20 protein-coding genes and 1 tRNA gene are annotated in these 23,236 nt (G+C 50.2%); 16 read left to right on the forward strand and 5 right to left on the reverse strand.

The annotated features are described in order from the left end of the window. The first annotated feature begins 240 nt into the window (after positions 1-240). Positions 241-2,367: a bifunctional diguanylate cyclase/phosphodiesterase gene (locus tag ACAN55_RS12360; RefSeq protein WP_379132768.1), complete on the forward strand. Its 2,127-nt coding sequence runs from the start codon at positions 241-243 to the stop codon at positions 2,365-2,367. 59 nt (positions 2,368-2,426) lie between these two features. Further along, positions 2,427-2,500 (forward strand) — tRNA-Gly (locus tag ACAN55_RS12365). A gap of 146 nt (positions 2,501-2,646) precedes the next feature. Here the strand turns inward: ACAN55_RS12365 and ACAN55_RS12370 are convergent. Beyond that, positions 2,647-4,002, reverse strand: coding sequence for a dipeptidase (locus tag ACAN55_RS12370; protein WP_379132771.1), 1,356 nt, complete (start codon positions 4,000-4,002; stop codon positions 2,647-2,649). A gap of 249 nt (positions 4,003-4,251) precedes the next feature. Between ACAN55_RS12370 and ACAN55_RS12375 the strand changes: the two genes are divergently transcribed. The 3 genes from ACAN55_RS12375 (at position 4,252) to ACAN55_RS12385 (ending at position 6,177) form a co-directional block, all read left to right on the forward strand. Further along, the gene (locus ACAN55_RS12375; protein ID WP_379132774.1) at positions 4,252-4,668 is read left to right on the forward strand and encodes a winged helix-turn-helix transcriptional regulator; all 417 of its coding nucleotides are present in this window, start codon (positions 4,252-4,254) and stop codon (positions 4,666-4,668) included. An 82-nt stretch (positions 4,669-4,750) separates the two neighbouring features. Next, positions 4,751-5,743 carry an RNA methyltransferase gene (locus ACAN55_RS12380; RefSeq protein WP_379132777.1) on the forward strand — a complete coding sequence of 331 codons (993 nt, stop codon included), beginning with the start codon at positions 4,751-4,753 and terminating at the stop codon, positions 5,741-5,743. Positions 5,744-6,024: 281 nt separating this feature from the next. Then, positions 6,025-6,177, forward strand: coding sequence for a hypothetical protein (locus ACAN55_RS12385; RefSeq protein WP_379132779.1), 153 nt, complete (start codon positions 6,025-6,027; stop codon positions 6,175-6,177). Between the two features lie 101 nt (positions 6,178-6,278). On the opposite strand, the gene abc-f is transcribed toward ACAN55_RS12385, so the two are convergent. Beyond that, positions 6,279-8,231: a ribosomal protection-like ABC-F family protein gene (gene abc-f / locus ACAN55_RS12390; protein ID WP_379132782.1), complete on the reverse strand. Its 1,953-nt coding sequence runs from the start codon at positions 8,229-8,231 to the stop codon at positions 6,279-6,281. A gap of 94 nt (positions 8,232-8,325) precedes the next feature. Further along, positions 8,326-8,490, reverse strand: coding sequence for a hypothetical protein (locus tag ACAN55_RS12395; RefSeq protein WP_379132784.1), 165 nt, complete (start codon positions 8,488-8,490; stop codon positions 8,326-8,328). 180 nt (positions 8,491-8,670) lie between these two features. Here ACAN55_RS12395 and ACAN55_RS12400 point away from each other — a divergent pair, with 180 nt between their 5' ends. Next, positions 8,671-9,048, forward strand: coding sequence for a PH domain-containing protein (locus ACAN55_RS12400; protein ID WP_379132786.1), 378 nt, complete (start codon positions 8,671-8,673; stop codon positions 9,046-9,048). Here the strand turns inward: ACAN55_RS12400 and chrA are convergent, their stop codons facing one another. Together chrA and chrB are read right to left on the reverse strand one after the other, a co-directional pair. Continuing rightward, the gene (chrA, locus tag ACAN55_RS12405) at positions 9,049-9,588 is read right to left on the reverse strand and encodes a chromate efflux transporter ChrA (RefSeq protein WP_379132884.1); all 540 of its coding nucleotides are present in this window, start codon (positions 9,586-9,588) and stop codon (positions 9,049-9,051) included. It lies immediately after the preceding gene. Then, complete coding sequence (chrB, locus tag ACAN55_RS12410; protein ID WP_379132788.1) at positions 9,588-10,175, reverse strand: chromate efflux transporter ChrB; 588 nt, start codon at positions 10,173-10,175, stop codon at positions 9,588-9,590. Before chrB ends, chrA begins: the two co-directional genes overlap by 1 nt. Positions 10,176-10,417: 242 nt before the next feature. On the opposite strand from chrB, the gene ggt reads away from it, so the two are divergent. From ggt to ACAN55_RS12460, 10 genes are all read left to right on the forward strand, one after another. Beyond that, on the forward strand, positions 10,418-12,001 hold the full coding sequence (gene ggt / locus ACAN55_RS12415) for a gamma-glutamyltransferase (protein WP_379132791.1): 1,584 nt from the start codon (positions 10,418-10,420) through the stop codon (positions 11,999-12,001). A 51-nt stretch (positions 12,002-12,052) separates the two neighbouring features. Further along, complete coding sequence (locus ACAN55_RS12420) at positions 12,053-13,255, forward strand: amidase (protein WP_379132887.1); 1,203 nt, start codon at positions 12,053-12,055, stop codon at positions 13,253-13,255. Positions 13,256-13,763: 508 nt separating this feature from the next. Further along, complete coding sequence (locus ACAN55_RS12425; RefSeq protein ID WP_379132794.1) at positions 13,764-15,338, forward strand: PucR family transcriptional regulator; 1,575 nt, start codon at positions 13,764-13,766, stop codon at positions 15,336-15,338. 30 nt (positions 15,339-15,368) lie between these two features. After that, on the forward strand, positions 15,369-16,430 hold the full coding sequence (locus tag ACAN55_RS12430) for an XdhC family protein (protein WP_379132796.1): 1,062 nt from the start codon (positions 15,369-15,371) through the stop codon (positions 16,428-16,430). Further along, positions 16,318-16,941, forward strand: a complete 624-nt coding sequence (locus ACAN55_RS12435; protein ID WP_379132798.1) for an NTP transferase domain-containing protein — start codon at positions 16,318-16,320, stop codon at positions 16,939-16,941. Before ACAN55_RS12430 ends, ACAN55_RS12435 begins: the two co-directional genes overlap by 113 nt. Positions 16,942-17,225: 284 nt before the next feature. Next, complete coding sequence (locus ACAN55_RS12440; protein ID WP_379132801.1) at positions 17,226-18,395, forward strand: BMP family ABC transporter substrate-binding protein; 1,170 nt, start codon at positions 17,226-17,228, stop codon at positions 18,393-18,395. Between the two features lie 99 nt (positions 18,396-18,494). Next, positions 18,495-20,027, forward strand: coding sequence for an ABC transporter ATP-binding protein (locus ACAN55_RS12445; RefSeq protein ID WP_379132804.1), 1,533 nt, complete (start codon positions 18,495-18,497; stop codon positions 20,025-20,027). Then, on the forward strand, positions 20,024-21,139 hold the full coding sequence (locus ACAN55_RS12450; RefSeq protein ID WP_379132806.1) for an ABC transporter permease: 1,116 nt from the start codon (positions 20,024-20,026) through the stop codon (positions 21,137-21,139). Before ACAN55_RS12445 ends, ACAN55_RS12450 begins: the two co-directional genes overlap by 4 nt. 50 nt (positions 21,140-21,189) lie before the next feature. Further along, positions 21,190-22,119, forward strand: coding sequence for an ABC transporter permease (locus tag ACAN55_RS12455; RefSeq protein WP_379132809.1), 930 nt, complete (start codon positions 21,190-21,192; stop codon positions 22,117-22,119). Between the two features lie 66 nt (positions 22,120-22,185). Next, positions 22,186-23,076 carry an FAD binding domain-containing protein gene (locus ACAN55_RS12460; protein ID WP_379132812.1) on the forward strand — a complete coding sequence of 297 codons (891 nt, stop codon included), beginning with the start codon at positions 22,186-22,188 and terminating at the stop codon, positions 23,074-23,076. The last annotated feature ends 160 nt before the right edge of the window (positions 23,077-23,236 follow it).

Consider the following 23,236-nt stretch of genomic DNA (forward strand, 5'->3'; position numbering starts at 1 on the left):
TCCAGAGCGCTGTCCCTTACTTAGGGCAGCGCTTTTTTACAATATCAATGAAGAATGATTTATATTTATACGACAAATATGAATGAACATAAATAAAAAATAGGAGATAAGACTTCCGACTTTTGGTATTATTAAAAATAAGTTGTAACTTTGCAACCCTATCCAACCGATATTTATACATAGGACGTAAGTTTATCCAATTCTTACTAGAAAGACATCATTCTCAGACGCGAGGGACTTATGAAATTAGAAGAGAAAAAAACAATTCGTACAGCTGTCTTTGGAATCTTGTTGTTCATCATCGCTATGGCTTTCCATGCTGTGATCAATCATATGAGCAACTGGGATGTACTATCCGCATTATATCTTATTGCCGGCTGCTGCAGCGCAGCTTTTGCATTTGCAATCTTCGCGCAGGGACGGATGAATTTCTCGGGCCGGCTTTCGAAGGGGAGATTGTATTCCTCCGCACTTTTTTTAGGTATTTGTATCTTTGACTTCTTGCACACCTTCAGCTTTGTAGGCATACCTCTTTTTTCATCTTATATTACTTCCGATGACTCATTGTGGATACTCACGCTTTCGCGGTTTGCCAGTGCGATAGGATTATTGGTCATATTCAGCAAAGCGGATGAGCCCGTTACCACTGAGCGAAAAATGGCTATGTACCGCAATACGGTCATCATCATTACGGTTACCCTGCTTCTTTGTTTCTTCGGACGGATAATGATACCGCAGATATTGACATCGGCCGAACTGAATACATTCAAGAGATTGTTAGATCTGTCCGTGCTCTTTATATATCTGTTTACTGTTGCTGTTATTGTCTATCCGGGTAAGGTAGAACGTTCGGCTTCCATGCTGATTATCATCAGGGCGATTATCTTTCTCGTACTTGGACAGGCCTTTTTCATGCATCCGGTTGATATTAACGAACCTGATTATTTGTTTGGCATGATATTCAGCGGGATCGCTTACTATTTGCTGCTTAATGGGGTTTACCGCTTGACGATAGAGGAGCCTTTTCAAGAGAAGCAGCATATTGAAGCTCAAATTAATTATCTGGCCTTTCATGACGATCTAACCGGACTGCCGAATCGTCGCCGCTTAATGCAGCGTGTGGATGAGATGATTACAGAAGACGATAAGGATACAAGCAAGGGATTCTCTGCGTTAGTAATCATGAATATTAATCACTTTAAGAACATTAACGATTCTCTTGGACATTTGGCGGGTGACCGTCTTCTTCAAGCCGTAGCGGACCGGATTCAGACTGAAGCCAGACGCAATGAAGAATTGTTCAGTATGGGGGGCGATGAGTTTGCTCTGCTGATGACGGAAAGATCAAGTGTAGAGGGCAGTCATATGCGCGCCAGAGAGTTTTTAATGTTATTCGAAATACCTATTGAACTGGAAGCATCAGAATATCACATCTCACTCAGTATGGGGATGTGCTTATTCCCTGGTGACGGAGACACTGCGGAACAATTGATTCAGAATGCGGATACAGCGGTTCATAATGCCAAGCAACAAGGGGTTGATATCCGCCGATACGTACCTGCTATGCAGATGAAGGCCAAGGAACGCCTGAAGCTGGAGAATGATATGCGCAAGGCTCTGGAGCGAGATGAATTCTATCTGGTGTATCAACCGCAGGTCCTGCTTGAAACCGAAGAAGTAGTTGGGATGGAGGCGCTCTTGCGCTGGGAGCATCCGAAGAGAGGATTAATTTCACCTTCTGAATTTATACCGCTGGCGGAAGAGAGCGGCTTAATCGTACCGATTGGGGAATGGGTGTTGAGAACGGCATGCCTTCAGAATAAGCTATGGCAGGAGGCCGGGTATCAGCCGATATGTGTCTCCATCAACCTATCACTTCGCCAGTTCCTCCAGCCGAATCTGGCCGGGAACATTGATACGATCCTGAAGGAAATCGGCCTGGATCCGTGTTATGTCGACCTCGAAATCACGGAAAGCATGACACTGGACAAGGAGACGGCCTTTGAACAATTGAAGCGGCTAAAGGAACTTGGAGTATTTATAAGTATCGATGACTTCGGAACGGGCTATAGCTCACTGCATTATCTGAAGAATATGCCCATTGATCGTTTAAAAATTGACCGTTCTTTTGTGCAGGAAGTTATGGAAGACAGTAATAATGCTGCTATAGTATCTACCATTACCTCGATGGCCCATCATTTGAAGCTTAAAGTAACCGCAGAAGGTGTGGAGAACGCAGATCAGCTGTCATTTCTGCGCCAGCAGCACTGTCATGAAGCTCAGGGATTTTTATTCAGTAAACCAATCAGGGCGTTTGAATTTGAACGGGCATTTCTGAGCCGGCATATCCTGGAGATCTCATCCTGATGCGACCTGTTGTTTTTTATTAAAGAAAATGCTATACTGTTTCTTGTGTTAATTCAATTGCGGGTGTAGTTCAATGGTAGAACTTTAGCCTTCCAAGCTAATAGCGTGGGTTCGATTCCCATCACCCGCTCCATACTTTTCAATCCAACCCTTAGAGCTAAGGGTTTTTTATTTGTTTTTTTTCATGATAAAAATACTTAAAAGGGCCGGCCCATATGCAGAAACTGTGCATATGGGCCGGCCCTGCTATATAACAAAAGATTGTTCTGCTGATGCAGACTAAACCGATTTTAGGAACTCGACAACGGTAAGCAGGCCTTTATCGAAATTCTCCAAGTTGAAGTGCTCGTCGGGTGCATGTAGGTTCTCATCGTCCAGACCGAAGCCCATCAGAACAACCGGTGCTTTCAGCACGCGGGAGAAACTTTCCATGATAGGGATGGAGCCGCCGTCTTTAGTGAAGAGAGCACGGGTTCCATATACTTTGCCGTAGGCGTCTGCCGCTGTCTGCAGGATCGGATTCGACGGATCGATGTTAAAGGCCCGGGCTTTTTCCATTTGCTTGACCTGCAATCTGGCTCCGGACTGGATATTAGCTTTGAGATGAGTCTCAATAGCATCCAGAATATGCTGTGGATCCTGGTCGCCTACAAGCCGGCAGGTGATTTTGGCATGAGCTTCCTTCGGAATGACAGTCTTGCTGCCTTCGCCCTGGAAGCCGCCGTATACACCGTTAAGTTCCAGAGTCGGACGAGCGCCCACCCGTTCCACAAAGGTGTAGCCTTCTTCGCCATAGAGAGACTCTAGGCCAAGATTTTGTCTGATCTTCTCTTCATCGACACCTTGCTTGGCAAATTCCTCACGCATAAGCGGGGACAGTTCAGGAACACCTTGATAGAAGTCTTCTACAGTTACGCGCCCTTTATCGTCATGAAGGGAGGACAGCAGGGACACCAGTGCATGAAGTGCGTTCGGTACACCACCGCCAAAGGAGCCGGAGTGAAGATCGGTGGAAGCGGTAGATACCATCACTTCCAGTGAGCACAGTCCGCGCAGGCCCGTACAGATCGCAGGACGTCCGCGTTCTAGAAGAGAAGTGTCGGAGACAAGTACAGCGTCTGCCGCCAGTTTCTCTTTATTTGCTTCCAGGAAAGGAGGCAGATGGGCGCTTCCGATTTCTTCTTCGCCTTCAATACATAACTTGATGTTCACCGGCAGCGTGCCTTCCTGCTTCAGGATCGCTTCAAGCGCTTTAATGTGCACGAATACTTGTCCTTTGTCGTCGGTAGCACCGCGGGCGTATAGCTTACCATCGCGGATCTGCGGCTCAAAAGGAGGGGTCGTCCACAAGTTCAGCGGATCAACCGGCTGAACATCGTAGTGGCCGTATACGAGGATCGTCGGCTTGCCTGGGGCATGCAGGTAATCGGCATAGATCACCGGATGTCCTTCAGTAGGGTGAAGCTCGATATTCTCCATACCGGCACGTTTCAGCGTGTCCAGCAGCCAATGGGCTGCGGCCTGTATGTCTTCCTTGTGCGCGGACAAGGCAGAAATGCTGGGGATGGTGAGCCATTGCTTCAGTTCTTCAAGATGTTCTTCCCTGTGTTCCTGGAAATAAGATTCATATGACATAGTGGTTATGTACCTCCTTGAGATTCCTTTACTTTGATCATTATACTGGAGAACACGCCATGGATCAAAGACCGGGAGGTCTCCTGCCAGATAATTATTGCGGGAGTAATCACCTGAGGGAAGGACATTTCTGTTAAATATCAGTTCTCTTCTGGTTGTTGATTACGATCAGTAACCATGATAGACTGAGTTAGCTTATTCGGTAACAAGGCATTGTTACATGCTTAGGTCACATGGAGGTAACCGTCTATGAATGAACCATTAGAACAAGATATCCGGCAGCAGCCGTTTTTAGAGGATTTCTCGATTACGCGGCAGATTCTGGATCGAGTCGGAGATAAGTGGAGTGTACTGATTATTGTGAATCTGGGCGTGGAGAATCTGCGCTTCAAAGAGCTTCAGCGCCGCTCAGGCGGTATCTCGCAGCGGATGCTGGCACAGACACTGCGGTTTCTGGAGCGCGACGGATTAGTCTGGCGCAAAGCAACGCCAACGGTTCCTTTAACCGTCGAATATGGTCTTACCGAACTGGGAAGGTCGCTGCTCGGACCTTTAACCTTGCTGGTGGAATGGGTCAATGTGAAACGTACAGACATCTCCAGGGCACGGATTGAATATGACCACGCTCATGATACAGTGGGGGAAGAGGTAGAAGGAAGCTTTTGAAACTGCATTTTCAGGATAAGCAATAATAGGACAAGCAGCAGGAGCTGCATAAAAGTAACAGAAGCGATAGGAGCGGATTTATTTGCCTGTACATGATTTTACCGGATCAGAGGATTTCCAGTCCCGTAATGAAGATGAAAAACCAATATTCATATATACCTATGCCTGCTCGGAGGACGAGCTGTCTCTGTGCCAGATGGAGCTGCGGTGCCTTTTTGGCCGCGAAGTGCCTTCTTCCTTATTCGCAAGTGACATTGAAATTGATGTCAGCCGCAGTCCGTTTATCAAGGAACGAATCGATGTGATGTATAGCGGCGGAAGTCTGCCTGAAATCTATGATCAGACGGAGCAGATTAATGTCGGGGAGAAGACATTCAAGGTTATTTTTGTGAAGACCAATGATTTGTCTGCTGCGGACAAGATTGAATATAACGAACGCAGGGTCATCGAACGTGAAATTGGTCTGCGTATTGTAGGGGAAGCAGATGTAAATCACCCTGATGTGGTGTACGGCATCGTGACGCTGGAAGGACGCTGGTACTTCGGCCCATACCATAAGAATAAAGCAACCTGGTTCCACCAGATGAAGAAACCACGCAGTTATTCCATTGCACTTAGTACACGCGTTGCCAGATCTGCGGTGAATATGGCGGTTCCGAAACCACAAGGAATCCGGGCGATTGATCCTTGCTGTGGAATCGGGACGGTGATGATTGAGGCGCTCTCCATGGGGATCGATATGGTGGGACGCGATATTAATCCTTTTATTGCCGCCGGAGCACGAACCAATATCGACCATTTCGGATTTACTGCGGAAGTGACATTGGGTGATATTGCCGATATCACGGAGTCATACGATGTTGCTATAGTGGATATGCCGTATAATCTATACTCAAGCATCACTCCTGAAGAGCAGTTTGCTATTCTGGTGAATGCCCGCCGGATTGCTGACCGGGTAGTTATTGTAGCTATTGAAGCTATGGATGAGATGATTGCTGAAGCAGGTTTTACGATTGTTGACCGATGTGTTGCGAAGAAAGGGTTGTTCTCCCGTCATTTAATGTTATGCCTTTGAGTATGAGATTCCGATGAGAAGAGGTATGGCATGGAATTTTTGCGGAATCCGGGCAACCCGGTAATATTGGACTAGGCCACGGGGATATAGTGTATACATGTACAGATTTAAAATGATTGACGGAATACAAAAACTGGGTAATAATCATCATGTAAGCACTTTCAACAAATGCCCCTGAGCCTTTATATCTAGAATAAATAATTAAAGTTTTAATCTTTTGGGTCAGGCGGTCTACAATTATTCCTCTGCTGTGACGATAAGATATTTTAGGAGGGGATCGCATGGAACAAGAAGAGTTAAGACTTCCATTGAAATCGGAACCTGTAGTACGCAGGACTGAGGGTAATATTGCCAAAGGTCTGATATGGGGCTTGCTCATCAGCATCCCGCTTTGGATCTCTGTGCTCGGTTGGATTATGGGGATCTGGCGTTAATCCAAACAGATAATGAAATGTTACTATATACAAAAGACTGCCTCCTTAGTGAAGGAAGCAGTCTTTTTGAATTTCAATGCGCTATCCACGACTTTTAATGTTCACTCTTCTGCATTGGCTGCCATCCAGCCGGCGTACAACTGCTCGAGTTTAGCTTGTGCCATGTCCCGGTCCAGCTGCAGGCTAATGAGTCCGGCTGCATCGCTGCTAAGCTGTGGGTCAAGCATGCGGGCGTCAATGTCCCCTAGAAGTTGTTCAACTTCGGCAATCTCTTGTTCCCAGGAGGACAATGGACGGACGGGGCGACGCTTGCCGTCTGAGGCTGGAGTATTCTGTTTCGCCGCATTACTGCTTCCTTCCGCCGTGCTGCTCTCGCGCTTCTGTGAAGCCGGTACAGCGGACGGAGCAGGGGGTTCTGAAAGGCGTTTCTCCAGCTGCTTCTCCTTGAAATACTCGTAATTCCCGGCAAAAATATGAAGCCGTCCGCGCTCAAGAGACCAAATGTTATGAAATAGGCGGTTGATGAAGTAGCGGTCATGAGAAACCGCAAGTACAGTACCCGGGAACTCCTCTAGCGCTTCCTCCAGAATTTCGCGGGAATCGATATCCAGGTGATTAGTCGGCTCATCCAGAATCAGCAGATTCGGCCGCCGGTGCATGAGAACCGCAAAACGCAGCCGCGTCCATTCTCCCCCTGAAAGGTTGGTGATGTCTTTGAAGACATCGCTGCCGTAGAAGAGAAACCGTGCAAGCTGGTTCCGGGCTTCGCCTTCTTCCAGCTGTGCCTCCTCGCGGAAATAGCGGAGCACCGATTGCCCGTTGCCTTCAGGAACAGCCTCCTGCGCGAGATAGCCGACTGCTGCCCGCGAGCCGAGAGAGCAACTGCCGCTATCAGGTTCTTCTTCACCCAATATAATCCGCAGAAGTGTACTCTTGCCAGCTCCGTTGCCGCCGATAAGCGCAGCGGCCTCGCCGTATTTAAGAACCCCGCTTGCCTGTGAGAACAGGTTCCGATTGCCATAAGCTTTGCGGACATCCTCCAGCACTATCGCCTGATTGCCGGAGCGGTCCTGCTGGGCCAGCTGCAGATCCATGGCTTTGCGTTCCAAGATGGGACGTTTAATCTTAACCATGCGGTCAAGTGCCTTTTGCATCGCAGCTGCCCGTTTATGGAACTTCGGATTATCTGCCCGGTTGCCCCACTCGATGAGGCGCTTAATCGTTTCTTTCATTTGTTTAATCTTCTTCTGCTGCTCCTGAAAATCCGCGAACTGCTGAAGCAGCCGTGCTTCTTTCTCTGTCTGGTACCCGCTGTAATTCGTGTGGTAGATAAAGGCTTCGCCATCCTCAATTTCAATCACCTTACTTATGACAGCGTCGAGGAAATAACGGTCATGGGAAATGGCGAGCACCGTCCCGTCGTAATCCTTAAGGAATTGTTCCAGCCACTCGATGGCTTCCATATCCAGATGGTTGGTTGGCTCGTCGAGCAGCAGGACATCGGGCCGGCGAAGCAGCAGTTCTGCTAGCCCCACCTTGGTCTTCTCGCCGCCGGAGAGGGAGGAGAAGATGCGGTCATATTGCCCGGTTCCGATGCCAAGACCTGCGGCGACGCGCTGGATATGGGCTTCAATCTCGTAGCCGCCAGCCGCTTCAAATCTATCCTGCAGACTGCCGTATTCCTTCAGCAGCCTGTTCCAGCCTGCCTCATCCGACTCAGCGCTCAAGGTGGACATTTCCGCTTCCAGCTCCCGCAAGCGGTTCTGCCATTGCAGGGGTTCGCTGAAGCTCCGTTGCAGGATCGTCAGGACGGTCTCATCGCTTCCGGCTTCCTGAATCTGTGCCAGCAGGCCGATTACGCTTCCCTTGCGGATTGAAATTTGCCCCCGATCCGTGCGCTCCTCGCCGCTCAGCAGCTGGAAGAGGGTAGATTTGCCGCAGCCGTTGCGGCCGATGAGGCCGATTTTGTCGCCTTGGCGGATATCGAAGGTGATGTCAGAGAGCACCTCTTGGGCACCGTGGTATTTTTGAACATTTTGACATTGAATAATCATGGGTATTCTCCTTTATCGGAATGCCCTGCCTGCGCCAGTCAAAATAAAAAGACCGCAGGGAAATCTCCCCGCGGCCTAATCAGTCTTACGGTTGTTACTTCCGTTTGAGTGATGGCAGGAAAGGCATTTCACAGTTGTGAGTAGTTATTGGGTTCTTGTAAATGGACAGACTTCTCCCGTCTACACCATTTGCATGAACAATACCAGCCATAATATTAATCAGCCGGCTTCCAATACGATTAGTCACATTGTGATCCATCCTGCCACACCTCCTTCTTTTACAAATTTAAAGTTATTTTAAACAATAATCCGCCGGGATGCAAGAAAAAAGTGGAATTACCGGTCCAGCCGAATAATTGCCTGGAAATTTAATATGATTGGATATGGAGGCGGACAACCTGCCGCCTGAAGTCAACCATTCGCAAAGGAGACGGTGAACATGGCATTATTTGACGGTTTGATGGGAAATGCAACCCAGGCGGATATTGCTGAGGTACAAAGGGAGTACGCCAAAATTCTGGCGCCCCAGGAAAAGATCGAACGTGCCTACAAGTTGATCAGGGATATGTTTATTTTTACGGATAAACGACTGATTCTCGTGGATAAACAAGGGGTGACCGGGAAGAAAACGGAATACCATTCCATTCCTTACAAAAGTATCACCCACTATTCCGTCGAGACGGCAGGACATTTCGATCTGGATGCTGAGCTGAGTCTTTATATTTCCGGTAGTGCTGTTCCACTCAGGAAGGCGTTTAATAAGAGTGTGAATATTTACGAGGTTCAGACGGTTTTATCCCAGTATATTCTGAAATAGTTACACCATGTAGCGGAGCACAAGCCCTCCATAGACAAAAGCGGCAACAATGACCAGGGCCGGATGCATCTTGCGGAATTGGATCAACCAGAAGGCAATGGCAGCAATGATCAGTGTCTGCCAGATTCCGATGGAGCCAGCAGGCCCTTTAGCCATAGTCCAGGTAAGGACGGCCATCATTACCGCAATAACCGGCTGGACGAGAAGGGTCATTCCTTTGACCACCGGAGATTTGCGGTATTTCTGCATCACCTGAAGAAGGACGATAAGCGCCGCCGCGGAAGGCAGAATCGTTGCCAGCAAAGCGGCAGTTAATCCGAACCATCCATAGACATCATAACCGACATAGGCGGCAATTTTGGTAGCTATCGGCCCCGGCAGCGCATTGCCGAGTGCGAGCATATTGGAGAATTGCTCGTCAGTCAGCCAGCCGTAGTGCGGCACGATTTCCTCGTACATTAGCGGAATGGAGGAGGGACCTCCGCCATAACCGAGCAGATTCGCTATAAAAAAGCCAATGATCAGTTCGAGCCATACCATCACGGTGTCCCTCCTTTACGGCTTCGGGCAAGCTTGGATGCAATACTGAAATGAACAGAGCCATAACCGAGAAAAAGCACAATGACGAGGGCCGGATGAAGCTGTACGACCTCAAGCAGCAGGAAGGCAAGCAGAATCAGACCTAGTGCCAGCCATTTTCCGAGCCCCTTGTAGGCTTTGCTTGCGAATTCATAACCCATGAGCCCCAGCATAACGGCAATAACGGGAGCAACACCGGCAATCATGCCTGCAACGACTTTGGACCCGCTAAGATAATTGACGGCTGATAACAGGGCGATCATGGCAATACAGCTGGGAAAAATATGGGCAAGAACGGAGACAACAGCTCCTCTTGCTCCTTTTAGTTTATAGCCTAGATATGCGGCCATCTTTGTGGCAATCGGTCCGGGAAGCGCATTGGCAATGGCAAGCACTTCTCCGAACTCCTCATCATCCAGCCATCCGTAGCGCGCAACGGCATCATGCCGGATCAGCGGAATGACGGAAGGCCCTCCCCCGTACCCAAGAATCCCGGTTCTGCACATGGATACAGACAACTGTATATATTTATTACCTTTAGTTGGCATATTGTCCTCCTGTCCGCTCGTTCCCGCATCACAAATACTATACGACTCGTATGCAATCATCCATAGTATATTTCTTTATGCCCATCCCATTCTCAAATGTTTGTGCACGGTTCACAAATAACGGCTGCCGGACGTACGAGTGGCTATAATCCGTTGACTTTAAAAATGCCGTAATGTTAAATGACATTAATTAATCGGTCCAGTGGGATTAGGTCAGTGTAATGGACTCGGAGGTGAGATATATGACGGGGAAGCCGGTAACCGGTACCAAAACGATGGTGGTCAGTCCCCATTACCTCGCGTCCGCAGCAGGGGCAAGGATTCTGCTAAATGGCGGCAATGCGTTTGATGCGGCAGTTGCGGTCAGTGCGTGTCTGGCTGTGGTTTATCCGCATATGACAGGGCTTGGCGGTGATGCCTTTTGGCTGACTTATAGCGCAAAAGAAGGCAGTGTGCGCGCCTATAACGGAAGCGGAAGGTCCGCACACGGTGTCAGCCGGGATTCTTATGCCGGAGAGGCGGCGATTCCAAGACGGGGAATCCGCAGCGCGATTACGGTTCCGGGAATGGTGGACAGCTGGGATGCCGTCCTGCGAAAGTATGGACGATTTTCCTTGAGTGAAGTGCTGGAGCCTGCGCTCGAATATGCTTCCGGGGGGTTCGCGCTATCGCCGGATCAGCATCATAATACACGGCTGGCCCAGATAGCGCTTGAGGCTGAGCCGCTTACCGCCGCCATTTATCTTCCGGGAGGCCGGATTCCGCAGATCGGATCAAGATTCATACAGCCACAGTTGGCTAATACGCTGCGGGTGCTAGCTGAAGGTGGACGCGAAGCATTTTACAGCGGGAAGATTGCGATAGAGATTTGTGATTATATGCGTGAAGCCGGAGGTCTGCTGGGGCTAGAGGATTTTAGGGATCATTCAGGGGAATGGGTGGAGCCGGTTTTTACGGAGTATCAGGGACACACCATTTACCAGGTGCCGCCCAATTCGCAGGGATTTACAGCACTGCTGGCACTAAATATATTAGAGAATTTTGATTTTTCCGGCATTGAGCACGGTACTTATTCCTATTATCATCTGCTTGTGGAGGCGCTGAAGCTGAGCTTCCGGGATCGTGATCGGGTACTTACCGACCCTGAATTCAGCAATATTCCCCTGAAGGCACTGCTAGACAAAGGTTATGCAGCTGGACTGGCAGCTACAATCTCCTCTCAGAGAGCAGCCTCCTTAACAAGTGAACCCGTCGGCAGCGACACCGCTTATGCGGCGGTTGTCGATGAGGAGGGTAATGCGGTTTCTTTTATCCAAAGCTTATACTTTGAATTTGGTTCAGCTGTAGTGGCGGGAAAGACCGGCATCTTACTTCAGAACCGCGGATCTTTCTTCTCACTGGACCCGGGGGCTGTGAATACACTTGCGCCGCATAAACGAACCTTTCATACGCTTATGCCGGCAATGGCCTGCAGGGAAGGGAAACCGGCCTTATTATATGGAACGCAGGGTGGAGAGGGGCAGCCACAGACTCAAACCCTGCTTCTCACGCGTATGCTTCATTATGGAATGAATCCGCAACAGGCGGTGGAGGAACCGCGTTTTGTATGGGGAAGGACGTGGGGAGAACGCACGCAGGAGCTGAAGCTTGAGAGCCGGATACCGGATAATGTGCAGCATGAGCTCGCGGAGGCTGGGCATATGGTTCGAACTGTTGAGGCTTATGATGGAATAACGGGCCATGCTCATATTATTGCGATTGATGAGGAAGGCTTCCGGTCAGGAGGCACAGACCCGCGCTGCGACGGTGCTGCGATCGGCTGGTGAGGTATTCAGGTGAGGATGACGTTGAGGGGGAAGGAGGCGAAGTGGATGGTGCTGGATAATCGGTATGGGGCGTATATTGCGCCGGAGCTGGAGGTTCCACCACAGGGAGAGGGCGTTCTTGATGGCTTTAGCTTTACGGTAAAAGACGTGTTCGCCGTGGCCGGCCACAGCTCTTCCGCGGGCAATCCGGATTGGCTGTCCAGCCATCCGGTTCATTCCCGTAACGCCGCTGTAATTACGAAGCTGCTGCAGTCAGGAGCCGCCTTGAAAGGGGCTGCCCATACGGATGAACTGATGTACAGCCTTGGGGGAGAAAATGTCCATTACGGTACACCTGCCAATCCGCGGGCTCCCGGACGTATTCCCGGCGGTTCGTCAAGCGGATCAGCGGTGGCGGTTGCCTCCGGCAGTGTAGATTTTGCGCTTGGAACGGATACGGGCGGATCCATAAGGGTACCGTCCTCTTATTGCGGCATTTATGGTTTCCGGCCGACACATGGGGCGGTAGAGATGGACGGGATTATCCCGCTTGCTCCCAGCTTTGATACCGCAGGCTGGATGGCGGGAGATGTGGCTCTTCTACGGAAGGTCGGAGAAGTGCTTATAACCCCCCCGTCCGGGGGGGACTGTGTTCGGAGGACGGGGCATCCGGCAGAGGGCAACACAATGGATCGGATCATTGTAGCTACAGATGCCTGGGCTTTGGCTGGAACGGAAAATCTCGCAAACCTTCAGGCAGGGCTTGAGGTTCTCAGGCGTGGTTCCCTCGGCTTCGAGGAAGTGGATATTGCACCGGAAGGGCTGAAATCATGGATGGATACTTTTCGGGAATTGCAGGGTGCCGAAATATGGGCTGCGCATGGGGAGTGGATTGGGCGTACGAAGCCAAGATTCGGCCCGGATATTGCCGCCCGCTTCACTTGGGCATCGGGCCTTGCGGTGAAGGATCTTTCGCATATGCAGCAGCTGCGCCAGGAGATCACTTTCCGGCTTCACCGCCTGCTTGGGGAGCAGGGGTGCCTTATTATTCCGACTGTGCCCGGACCAGCCCCATTGCCCGGAGGAGATTCCCGGCAGCTTGAGCTTAACCGGAGCGGTGCGATGATGCTCTGCTGCATTGCCGGTTTGGCTGGTCTGCCGCAGGTCACCCTTCCAGTAAAGGGAGATGACGGGCTGCCTCTCGGACTCTCCGTTATCGGAGGTCATGGTCAGGATCTCCGTTTGTTATCATGGATCGAAGAGTTCTGGGAGTAAGCTTCTAGATTTATTGTTAAATGAATGACCTGACCGGTCGCAGTGACAGGAGGTTTTTGGAACTGTAGGCGTGTTAGTGTCAGATAAAGTTAAGAGAGGTCGTCTCAGATAGGGACGGCCTTTTTGCAGTGTCCAAAACGGAGGGGAATTTTGGAACTGTAGGAGCGTAGCGTTCGCCCGAAAGCTTTCCGAAGGAAAGCTCGCGTCGAAAGCATATGCTGTCTCCGGATTTCAACCGAGACCAGCGGTATAAATAAAGAAATCTGGAGACAACAGCGACCGGAAGTCCAAATATTCACCGTAGTGCGACTACGCTCACGTTAGTTTCTTGTATTAAACTTATATAGGTAAAATATTAATTTTCTGTGACTTACGTCACATTACCTAACGTGATATTGTGGTATTTTTCAACACACTCTATTCAAGGCGGTTCATTTTATCTATAATGTTACATAAAGTAACATAAACAAATGAGTATCGCAGGAAGCCCATAAAAAGGAGGGATGGCATGCATCTCACGGTTGAAGAGGCGTTATCCGTATACCCCTTGTCTGAAGCCAAACTTATTGCCGGGTCCAAGGGAAAGCACCGCATCGTCAAGTCGATCAATGTGATGGATGCCCCAGACATTTCAGACTGGATTAAGGAAGGCGAAATGCTCCTTACGACAGCTTATCTGATCAAGGATAATCTGGAAGAAGCCTCCGAGCTGCTGCAGAAGCTGAACCGAAGGGGAGCAGCGGGGCTTGGCATTAAGCTGGGGCGCTTCTGGGATGCTCTACCGGAAGAGCTGGTTGCAGAAGCGGAACAGTTGGATTTTCCGCTGATTGAACTGCCTTTTGAGTTCACCTTCTCCGATCAGATGAACGGTCTGTTCCGGGCTGAACTTACACGCAGTACTAATGCTTTGCAGGAGGTCATGGAGAAACAGCGTAAGCTGATGCGGTTCGCACTGCGTTCTGGCCGGAACCGCCCGCTTTTTGCTTCGGTGTCCGAAGTGATGGAGCATCCGGTTGCCGTGATTAACTCCCGTGGAGATGTGATTTATAACAATTCGGAAATAGCCGATATGCAACTGCTGGGAGGTTGGCCTTGGGCGAACCGCAATCAGCGGATCCGCATGGGGGAAGGCGCCGCTTATCGCATTCCTCTTATTCAAAGAGAGGAATGTACCGGGTATGTTCTGTATTTTGGGATAGATCCGTTCTTGCTTCCTGTTGAAGAGAGCTTATACGTTCAGGGAGCAGAACTGATCTCATTCCATATCCAGTCCGGACATGAAGACGGCTTCGAGCCTGTACAGCAGCGTGAATTCGGCGTGCTGCTCCGGCGCTGCCTGAATGGTACTCTTCCGGCTTCAGAGTTCACAGCTGCCGCCGCTAAACTCGATATCTGCCTGCTGGAGTCTCCATTCCAGCTGCTTCTGACAGAGGCATCGGCTTCCGGCGACCTGCGGAAGAGAGAGCTTCTGCGTTTGAAGGAAGAATATATGGACCATGCCGAACTCCGGGAAATGAATGGAATTCATGTCATTATAGATGAGGGGTTACTTTCGATATACCCTGCAGATATTCACGACCCGGAAGTTTTTGGGCCTATGATTCTGGAATGTTTTCATAAGCTGAAGTCAGAGCAGGGATATTACCCTCGCGCAGCGGTCAGCAGTCGGAAAATCAAACCGGAAGGCTTGAAGGAAGCCTTTAGTGAAGTGAAGGAATGTCTGGTTCATCCCCGAAGCTGGGGGCCCAATAGGCAGATTGTTCATTACCGCGAGCTTGAAATTACTCTGATGATGCAGCAGATTCCACTCGAGACCATGCAAAAATACTGCAGTGCAAGCCTTGAAAATCTGCTCTGCCGCGAGCCGGAGTATGTGAGGGAAATGCTGCACACGCTGGAAGTGTATCTGGAGAATGATGGGCATATCAACGAGACGGCCAAAAAGCTGTTCATTCACCGGAATACGGCGACTTACCGGATCGAGAAGCTCAGCGAGTTGCTAGATGTGGATTTTAAGAAAATTGATGATCTGCTGCGTTTGAAGCTCGTATTTATGTTCCGGAGAATGCTGGCCAAAGATTAATTAACCATCATATATAAGGAGGGGCTGCTCATGGATACACATGATATCGTGGCACATATCAAGGCAAATGACTCCCCTTCCGTGCTCGCGTCTTTGATTAGCGTGGAAGGACATTCCTATCGCAAGGCAGGGGCAGTGATGCTGTTCACGAATGAGGGTTCCATCGGAAGCTTGAGCCCGGGATGCCTCGAAAGTGATTTGCAGCTGCGCACCTCCGCAGTGTGGGATTCGGGCATTCCTGAACTGGTGGAGTACGATATGCTGTCTCCAGATGATTTTTCCTGGGGGGAGGCAGTAGGCTGTGGCGGCAAAATTAAGGTGGTCCTCGAACCTGTTCGCGGGGCGCTTAGAGAAAGGCTTCTCGAAGCTCACGGTCGAATGGCGGCAGGTGAAAGTCTGATGCTGCACCGTAAAAGTATAGAACTAGGTTATGCCTACCAACTGTTACCTGCATCATTCGTGACATTAGGTGATACCGATACTGATAATGACACCTTCAGCACTCAGCTTGTGCCCCGTCCACGGCTTATCATCTTTGGCGGAGGCCATGATGCGAAACCCGTTGCGGAGCTTGCCGCCAAAGTGGGATTCCGGATTGCCGTTGCCGACTGGAGAGAAGGTAGCTTGTCGCATGCGTTCCCCGGAGCGGATAGAGTGATATGCCCGCCTTCCGAGGCTTTGTCCAGATTGGGAATTACTACTGCCGATTATGTGCTTATTGGCAGCCATCAATTTCAAAGGGACCGTCAGTTTCTGGAAAGTGTTATTCCCGCAAAACCGCGTTATATCGGAATTATTGGATCATCGGCGCGAATTGGCCTTCTTCTGGATGGTCTGACCGCCCCTTCCTCTCTTCATGCTCCAGTTGGTGTCCCCATTGGGGGAGAAGGACCGGAAGAGATCGCAGTCAGCATCGTTGCCGAAATGATCCAAATCAGAAGGGCAGGCGCCCGTAATCTGCCGAAAGGAGTGGAACACATTGAGAATAGCCGGTATCTATCTGGCAGCAGGACAAAGCAGACGGATGGGAGTATCGAAGGTTTCCCTGAAGCTTTCGGAGGAGGTTTCACTCGGGAGCGCCGCGCTCAGTGAGCTGGACCGTTGTGAGCTGTCACCGTTGGTTGTGGTTGTACGTGCAGACGATACGCTGGATTGGTTACCTCCAGAGACCCGTAAACCAGGACATAGGCGGACTGAGACCTGTCTGACCGCACATTTGGGTCTTTCATTCTCGCTTCGTTGCGGACTGAATGCTGTGCTCCCATCGCAGCCTGATGCCGTAATTGTCGCTCTGGCCGATCAGCCTTTTGTTAATGCCGGACTGGTCAATCGTTTAATAGACACCTTTAAGAACACGCCGGGGCTCGATTACGTGGCAAGCACCTACGAAGGATCTGCGATGCCGCCAGCATTGTTCTCCAAAGCTTTATTCCCGGTCTTGCAGGGCTTGGATGGAGATCGGGGCGCAGCAGGCATATTGCGTTCGCCTGATTATAAAGGTGTCGTTCTGGGGACGGATTCAGCTCATTATTTCATGGATGCTGACACCAGAGAGGACTTTGGACAAATTGTCGGCCAGTGGAGCGGCATATACGGGAAATAAGTCGAAATGACAGAAAAAACCTGTATTCGTGTCAACTAATATCACAGATTTTAAGTATACGTTTTCACAAACGGGCGTAATGCACAAAAAACGACATCTTTTTTATAAAATTAAACAAACGTATGTTATATAAATTTACGTAATGGCTGGGCCTAAGTATAGTAGAGATACATTCATGGCTACGGCCAAAATGAAGGGGGCCACCGGGTATCCGGTAAAGGTTTCCAAAGAGATCATGCTGCCTTACACAGAATCAGGCTAGAACAATTTGGAGGAGGAGAATTATGAAGAAGAGGGGTCAGGCATTTTCAGTCAGTCTGCTGCTGTTGCTTATGCTTACAGTAGTTTTGTCGGGCTGTGGCAACAATAATGCCGCAACAAACAACGGAGCAGAGGCAACAGCAACGGCAACAAACGCAGCTACATCAGGGGAAGCAACAGCAACCACAGAACCTGCGGCAGAGAAACCTAAGGTTGCTTTCGTCTATATCGGACCTCCGGGTGACGGCGGATACACTTATCAGCATGACCAAGGCCGTCTCTATATGGAGAAAGAGCTTGGAATCAAAGCTGACTTTGTAGAGAACGTTCCGGAAAGCGCGGACGCTGAGCGTATTATTACGGAACTTGCGCAATCCCATGACATCGTATTTACAACCAGCTTCGGATATATGGATTTCACGCTGAATGTAGCGGGCAAATTCCCGAATGTGAAATTCCTGCACGCCTCCGGTTACAAGACAGCCGATAACATGGGTACTTACTTCGGTAAGAACTATCAAGCAAGCTACCTGTCCGGTATTGCGGCGGGTAAAATGACCAAGAACAACCAGCTTGGTTATGTAGGGGCCTTCCCGATCAGTGAAGTAATCTACAACCTTAACGCCTTTACGCTGGGTGCACAAAGTGTAAATCCGGATGTGAAAGTCAGCGTGGTCTGGACCAATACCTGGTATGACCCAACGACAGAACGTCAAGCGGCAATCAGTCTCTTGGATAAAGGTGCTGATGTACTGATGGCTTATCAGGATTCACCGGCAACCCTGCAGGCTGCAGCAGAACGCGGCGCGTTCGCTGGAGGCAATGACTCCGATATGAGCAAGTATGCACCGGACAATTATTTGACTAATCCCGTTTGGAACTGGGGTCCTTATTACGTGAAGGCTGTTCAATCCGTAATGGACGGAACCTGGACCAATGAGCAGTACTCCGGCGATATGGCTGACGGTATGATTGAACTCGCACCGTTCGGCAGCAAGGTTCCTGATGATGTGAAGGCGCTGGTGGAAGCCGCCAAAGCTAAGATTATCAGCGGAGAGCTGGATGTATTTACGGGTCCGATTTCAGATAACGAAGGCAATGTTAAAGTTCAGGATGGCCAAAAGCTGACGCTTGAAGAAGTGCTTGGAATGAACTGGCTGGCTCAAGGTGTAGAAGGCACAATTCCGCAATAATAGAAGCTAGATAATTATAGAGTGAACTAATGGGTGAGGCGGGTTCTCTAAGGAACCTTCCTCACCCATATAAAAATATAAGAGAGGGGGCTTTCTAAAATGCTGGACCATTCAGTAGAGATGCGGGGGATTGTCAAAAAATTCGGTCCGGTGACCGCTAGCGATCAAGTCGATTTTTCAGCAAATGCGGGTGAGATTCATGCGCTGCTTGGTGAGAATGGGGCAGGAAAAAGCACGGTCATGAGCATGCTGTCGGGGGTCTACAGAGCGGATGAGGGAGAAATTCTCATTCATGGAAAAACGGCAAAAATCCGTTCCCCGAAAGACGCGGCATTGCTTGGCGTCGGCATGGTATTTCAAAATTTCAGACTGGTGCAGAGCCTCACGGCGGCGGAGAATATCGTACTTGGCGAAAAGTCGTCTTTCTGGCGCGGTAGTAAATGGATGAAGAAAAAACACGAGGAGATCGAGGCACTGGCTGAGCATTTTGGCTTGATGTTTCCGGTGGATCGTCCGATATGGCAGCTGTCCGTGGGGGAACAGCAGCGCGTTGAGATCGTTAAGACCCTATACCGTGGTGCGGATATCATTATACTGGATGAACCTACCTCCGTACTGACTCCCGGTGAAGCCGAGCAGCTCTTCAATACGCTTCGTGTAATGAAATCGGAAGGCAAGACGGTTATTATGACAACGCATAAAATGAAAGAAGTTATGGCCTCATCCGATCGCATTTCGGTTATGCGTAAGGGCAAAATGATCGCTACACTTACGACGGCTGAGACGGATGAGCTGGAGTTAGCCCGCCTGATGGTAGGCAGAGAGGTAACGATTACCCGGCAGGAGCGGGAACTCACAGCAGGCGAAGACCTGCTGGTCGTCAAGGATCTGGATGTGTTCGCTGATCATGGCCGCAAGGCGCTGGACAGCTTATCACTCACGGTCCGTGAAGGTGAGATCGTTGGCGTTGCAGGGGTAGCGGGAAATGGTCAGAAGGAACTGGCTGAAGTGTTGACGGGCCTCCGAACCTGGAAGAACGGTGAGATTACTTTTGACGGAGAGACGGTAAAAACAGCATCTGTCCGCGGCGCTATCGATTCTGGAATCTCCCATGTGCCAGAGAACCGGATGAAGAGCGGACTCGCCGGGCGCTTGGGTTCTGTAGATAATCTATTGTTTAAATCTTACCGCAGTGAGGATCATTCCAAATTCGGATTCCTGAAAGCTGGGAAGAACCGTTCCTGGTCCCAAGAGCTGGTACGGAAATTTAATGTCAAAACGCCAGAGTTGGATACTCCGGTACAGCAGCTGTCTGGCGGTAACCAGCAAAAGCTGCTCTTCGCAAGAGAAGTTAGTCATCGTCCCAAGCTGATGGTAGCCGTTCACCCGACCCAAGGGCTCGATGTCGGCGCGACAGCGGGTGTTCATGATTTATTGATGGAGCTACGGGAATCCGGCAGCGGAGTCTTGCTCATTTCAGAGGACTTGGATGAGCTGCTGCAGCTGTCGGACCGTATATTGGTTATTTATAATGGGGCAATTATCGGCGAAGAATCACATGAGAATGCAGATCGGGAGAGCATTGGACTTATGATGGCCGGAATTCAGAGCAGAGAGGGAAGTGTCGTATGAGCCAGAGTAAAAATAGCAATGCAGCTGTGCTGGAGCCTTCGGCAGCCAAACCCGGCAAGCGGCCCTCGCTGCGTCTGGAGTATGATTCCAGCCGTACCCGATCCCCTTGGTGGACGCCGTTCGTATCTATCTTTTTAGCCTTGGTGCTTTGTGCTATTTTCATTGCAGCTAATGGAATGAGTCCTTTCACGGTTTATGAAAAAATGTTCCGCGGTGCGTTCGGCACCTCATACGGCTTCACAGAGACGTTGGTAAAAGCCATACCGCTGCTGCTATGCGGACTTGGAATTGCCGTAGCTTACCGGATATCCGTGTGGAACATCGGAGCGGAAGGTCAGTTAACTGTTGGAGCTATGGCTGCAACAGCCGTTACTATTTATTTTCCGGGTCTGCCGCACTTCTGGTCAATTCTGCTGATGCTGCTGTTTGGTATCGCTGCAGGGGCACTATGGGGCTTGATGACTGCGGTGCCAAGAACACACTTTGGCGTCAATGAACTGATTACTTCCCTGATGCTGAACTATGTGGCGCTCCTCGCGCTGGACTACGTCGTGTTCGGACCATGGAAAGATCCCAAGGGCTTTAACTTTCCGGGCTCACCGATGTTTACTGCTGCGCAATCCCTGCCGGTTCTCGGCAGTACGCGCCTCCATATTGGTCTGATCTTCGGTCTTGTCGCCGTCATTATCTATTATTTAATGATCCGTTTCACCCGCTGGGGTTACGAATTGAAGCTGATCGGTGCGAATCCGACCGCTGCCCGTTATGCAGGCATTCATATTAAGCGTCATATCATTATTGTCATGCTGATCAGCGGCGGACTTGCGGGACTTGCGGGTATGGCGGAAGTATCCGGCGTCACCCACAAGCTGATGCAGGGGATATCCCCGGGTTACGGATATACAGCCATCATCGTTGCCTGGCTTGCGAAGCTGAATCCGCTTGGCCTGATTGTAACTTCGATTCTGTTCGGCGGCTTGATCGTCGGCGGATTTAGCGTACAGACCATTGGCTTGCCTTCGTCCATTTCGGAAATGCTGCAGGGCGCCATCCTGTTTTTCCTGATAGCCGGGGATATGATTCACCGGTTCCGCATACGCCGGAGCGCATAACTAAACGGACACTATCCCTGATAAGGATAGTTTGAAGGAGGGAGTTAACCATGGATTTTACGACTCAGTTATTAATCGCGGCGATTTCAGCCGGAACTCCGCTATTGCTGGCTACGCTTGGCGGTATATTAAATGAACGGGCAGGAATCATCCAGCTTGGCGCCGAGGGGCTTATGCTCATGGGAGCAGTGACTACATGTATTGTGTATATCCGCACCGGAAACTTGGCTGCGGCACTGATGGCAACCATAGCTGTAACTGCAGCGCTCGGTATGTTGCATTCATTCCTGTGTGTTACCTTGAGGGCTAATCAGACTATGTCAGGACTGGCGATGACCTTATTCGGAAGCGGGTTAAGTGCTTATCTTGGCAAACCAGTCAGCGGCATCCCGCTCCCAGGCAGTTCACCTAAACTTCATCTGGCTTGGCTGGAGCCGGTTCCGGTTCTTGGAGATATTTTCGGGAATATGGATTATCTGACCTGGTTCAGTTTGTTACTGGTGCTGGTTCTGCATCTCCTGATTCACCGCACTTCACTGGGCCTCCATTTGCGGGCGGTTGGAGACAGTCCGGCTACTGCAGATGTTATGGGTGTCCGTGTCCAGTTGATCCGTTACAGCTACGTGATTATCGGCGCAGCGCTGATTGGCTTGGCAGGTGCAGATATGGTGCTCGCTTATGCGCCGACTTGGAATGAAGGATTAACGTCAGGACGCGGTTGGATTGCCGTTGGGCTTGTTATTTTTGCCAGATGGAATCCGCTTCGGGCGCTGTTCTGCGCATATTTCTTCGGTGCGCTGGATTCACTTGGATTCCGCATTCAACTGCTCGGCAGTGTGATACCATCTTATTTCCTTAAAATGATTCCTTATATCGTAACGATTCTCGTCCTGATGTATTTGGGCTACCGCAACCGCAATAAGCCTTCCGGTACGCCGGAGGCGCTGGGTGTCCCTTATATACGGGAGCAGCGATTCTAAACAATCTCTAGTACCGACAAGCGAAGAAGACGCTGAACAGTAACTTACCGGGAGAGGGTGAGGGATATGGGAGCTCTGGAAGATGAAGTATTGCGATCACCCCGTCTGCATCAGCCGCATAGTCTTCAAGAAGCTTGGGAGCTGAAATCTTCGCTGGGAGCGGATGCCCTGTATGTCTCGGGGGGGACGCTGCTGCGCACACAATGGGAAGCCGGGACGGTTCCCATGCCTGGACACTTGATCGATCTGCGCAGGATCACAGAATTGGCTTCCATTAGCTCAACGGAAATGCATCTTACGCTTGGTGCACTGGTGACATTGTCCGATTGCCGCAGGAATGAAGAAGTGTATCAGGTCGCGCCTGCGGTTCAGGAGGCTGCTCGCTGTATTGCAGCTCCTTCGGTCCGGAATCTCGGTACGCTTGGCGGAAACATCTCTTCAGGCTATGGTGATATTCTTCCAGCCCTGCTTATCTACGATGCCGAGCTCGTTACTTACAATGGTAATTTTTTGAAAATTACGAGTGTACGTGAATGGTTGGATGAACGCTGGAATGGCAGGGTACCAGCAGCTAATCTGGTAGCCGGGATTCGTATAGCTCCTCCTGTCCAAGAGATGGAGGGTGAGAAGCGGCTGGAAGTCTTCCGCAAGGTTGGCCGGAGAGAGGCTTTTACGGCGTCACTTGTGACAGTAGCTTTAGCTGCCACATTGAGTGCAGAGCGCCGGATGACTAATGTCCGGATTGCGGCAGGGGGAGGCTCTGGCCGACCTCAGCGTCTTCAGTCAGCCGAAGCCGTGCTGGAGGGCGCCGTATATGAAGAACAAATGCTTCCTGCTATATTCGAGGCAGTAGCTGGCAGCTTTGAAACCTATACTGATCCATTTGCAACGGAAGCTTATAAGAAGAAGACCGCAGGGAATATCGTCGTATCCGAGCTGTGGAAGGCAATGAATTGAAGAGAACAGTGATCCAGCTTTATAACCGGAATGTTACTTAGGTGAATATTCGGATAGATGGCGGGGTCGCTGTTTTTTTATACCCAGAGGATAACTTCAGTGGACTTAGGTTACTGATCCCGCAAGATAAATGACGTGGCTAAAGGTAATGCCGACAACG

The sequence above is a fragment of the Paenibacillus oryziterrae genome (assembly GCF_042610485.1).
Lineage (GTDB): Bacteria > Bacillota > Bacilli > Paenibacillales > Paenibacillaceae > Paenibacillus_AQ.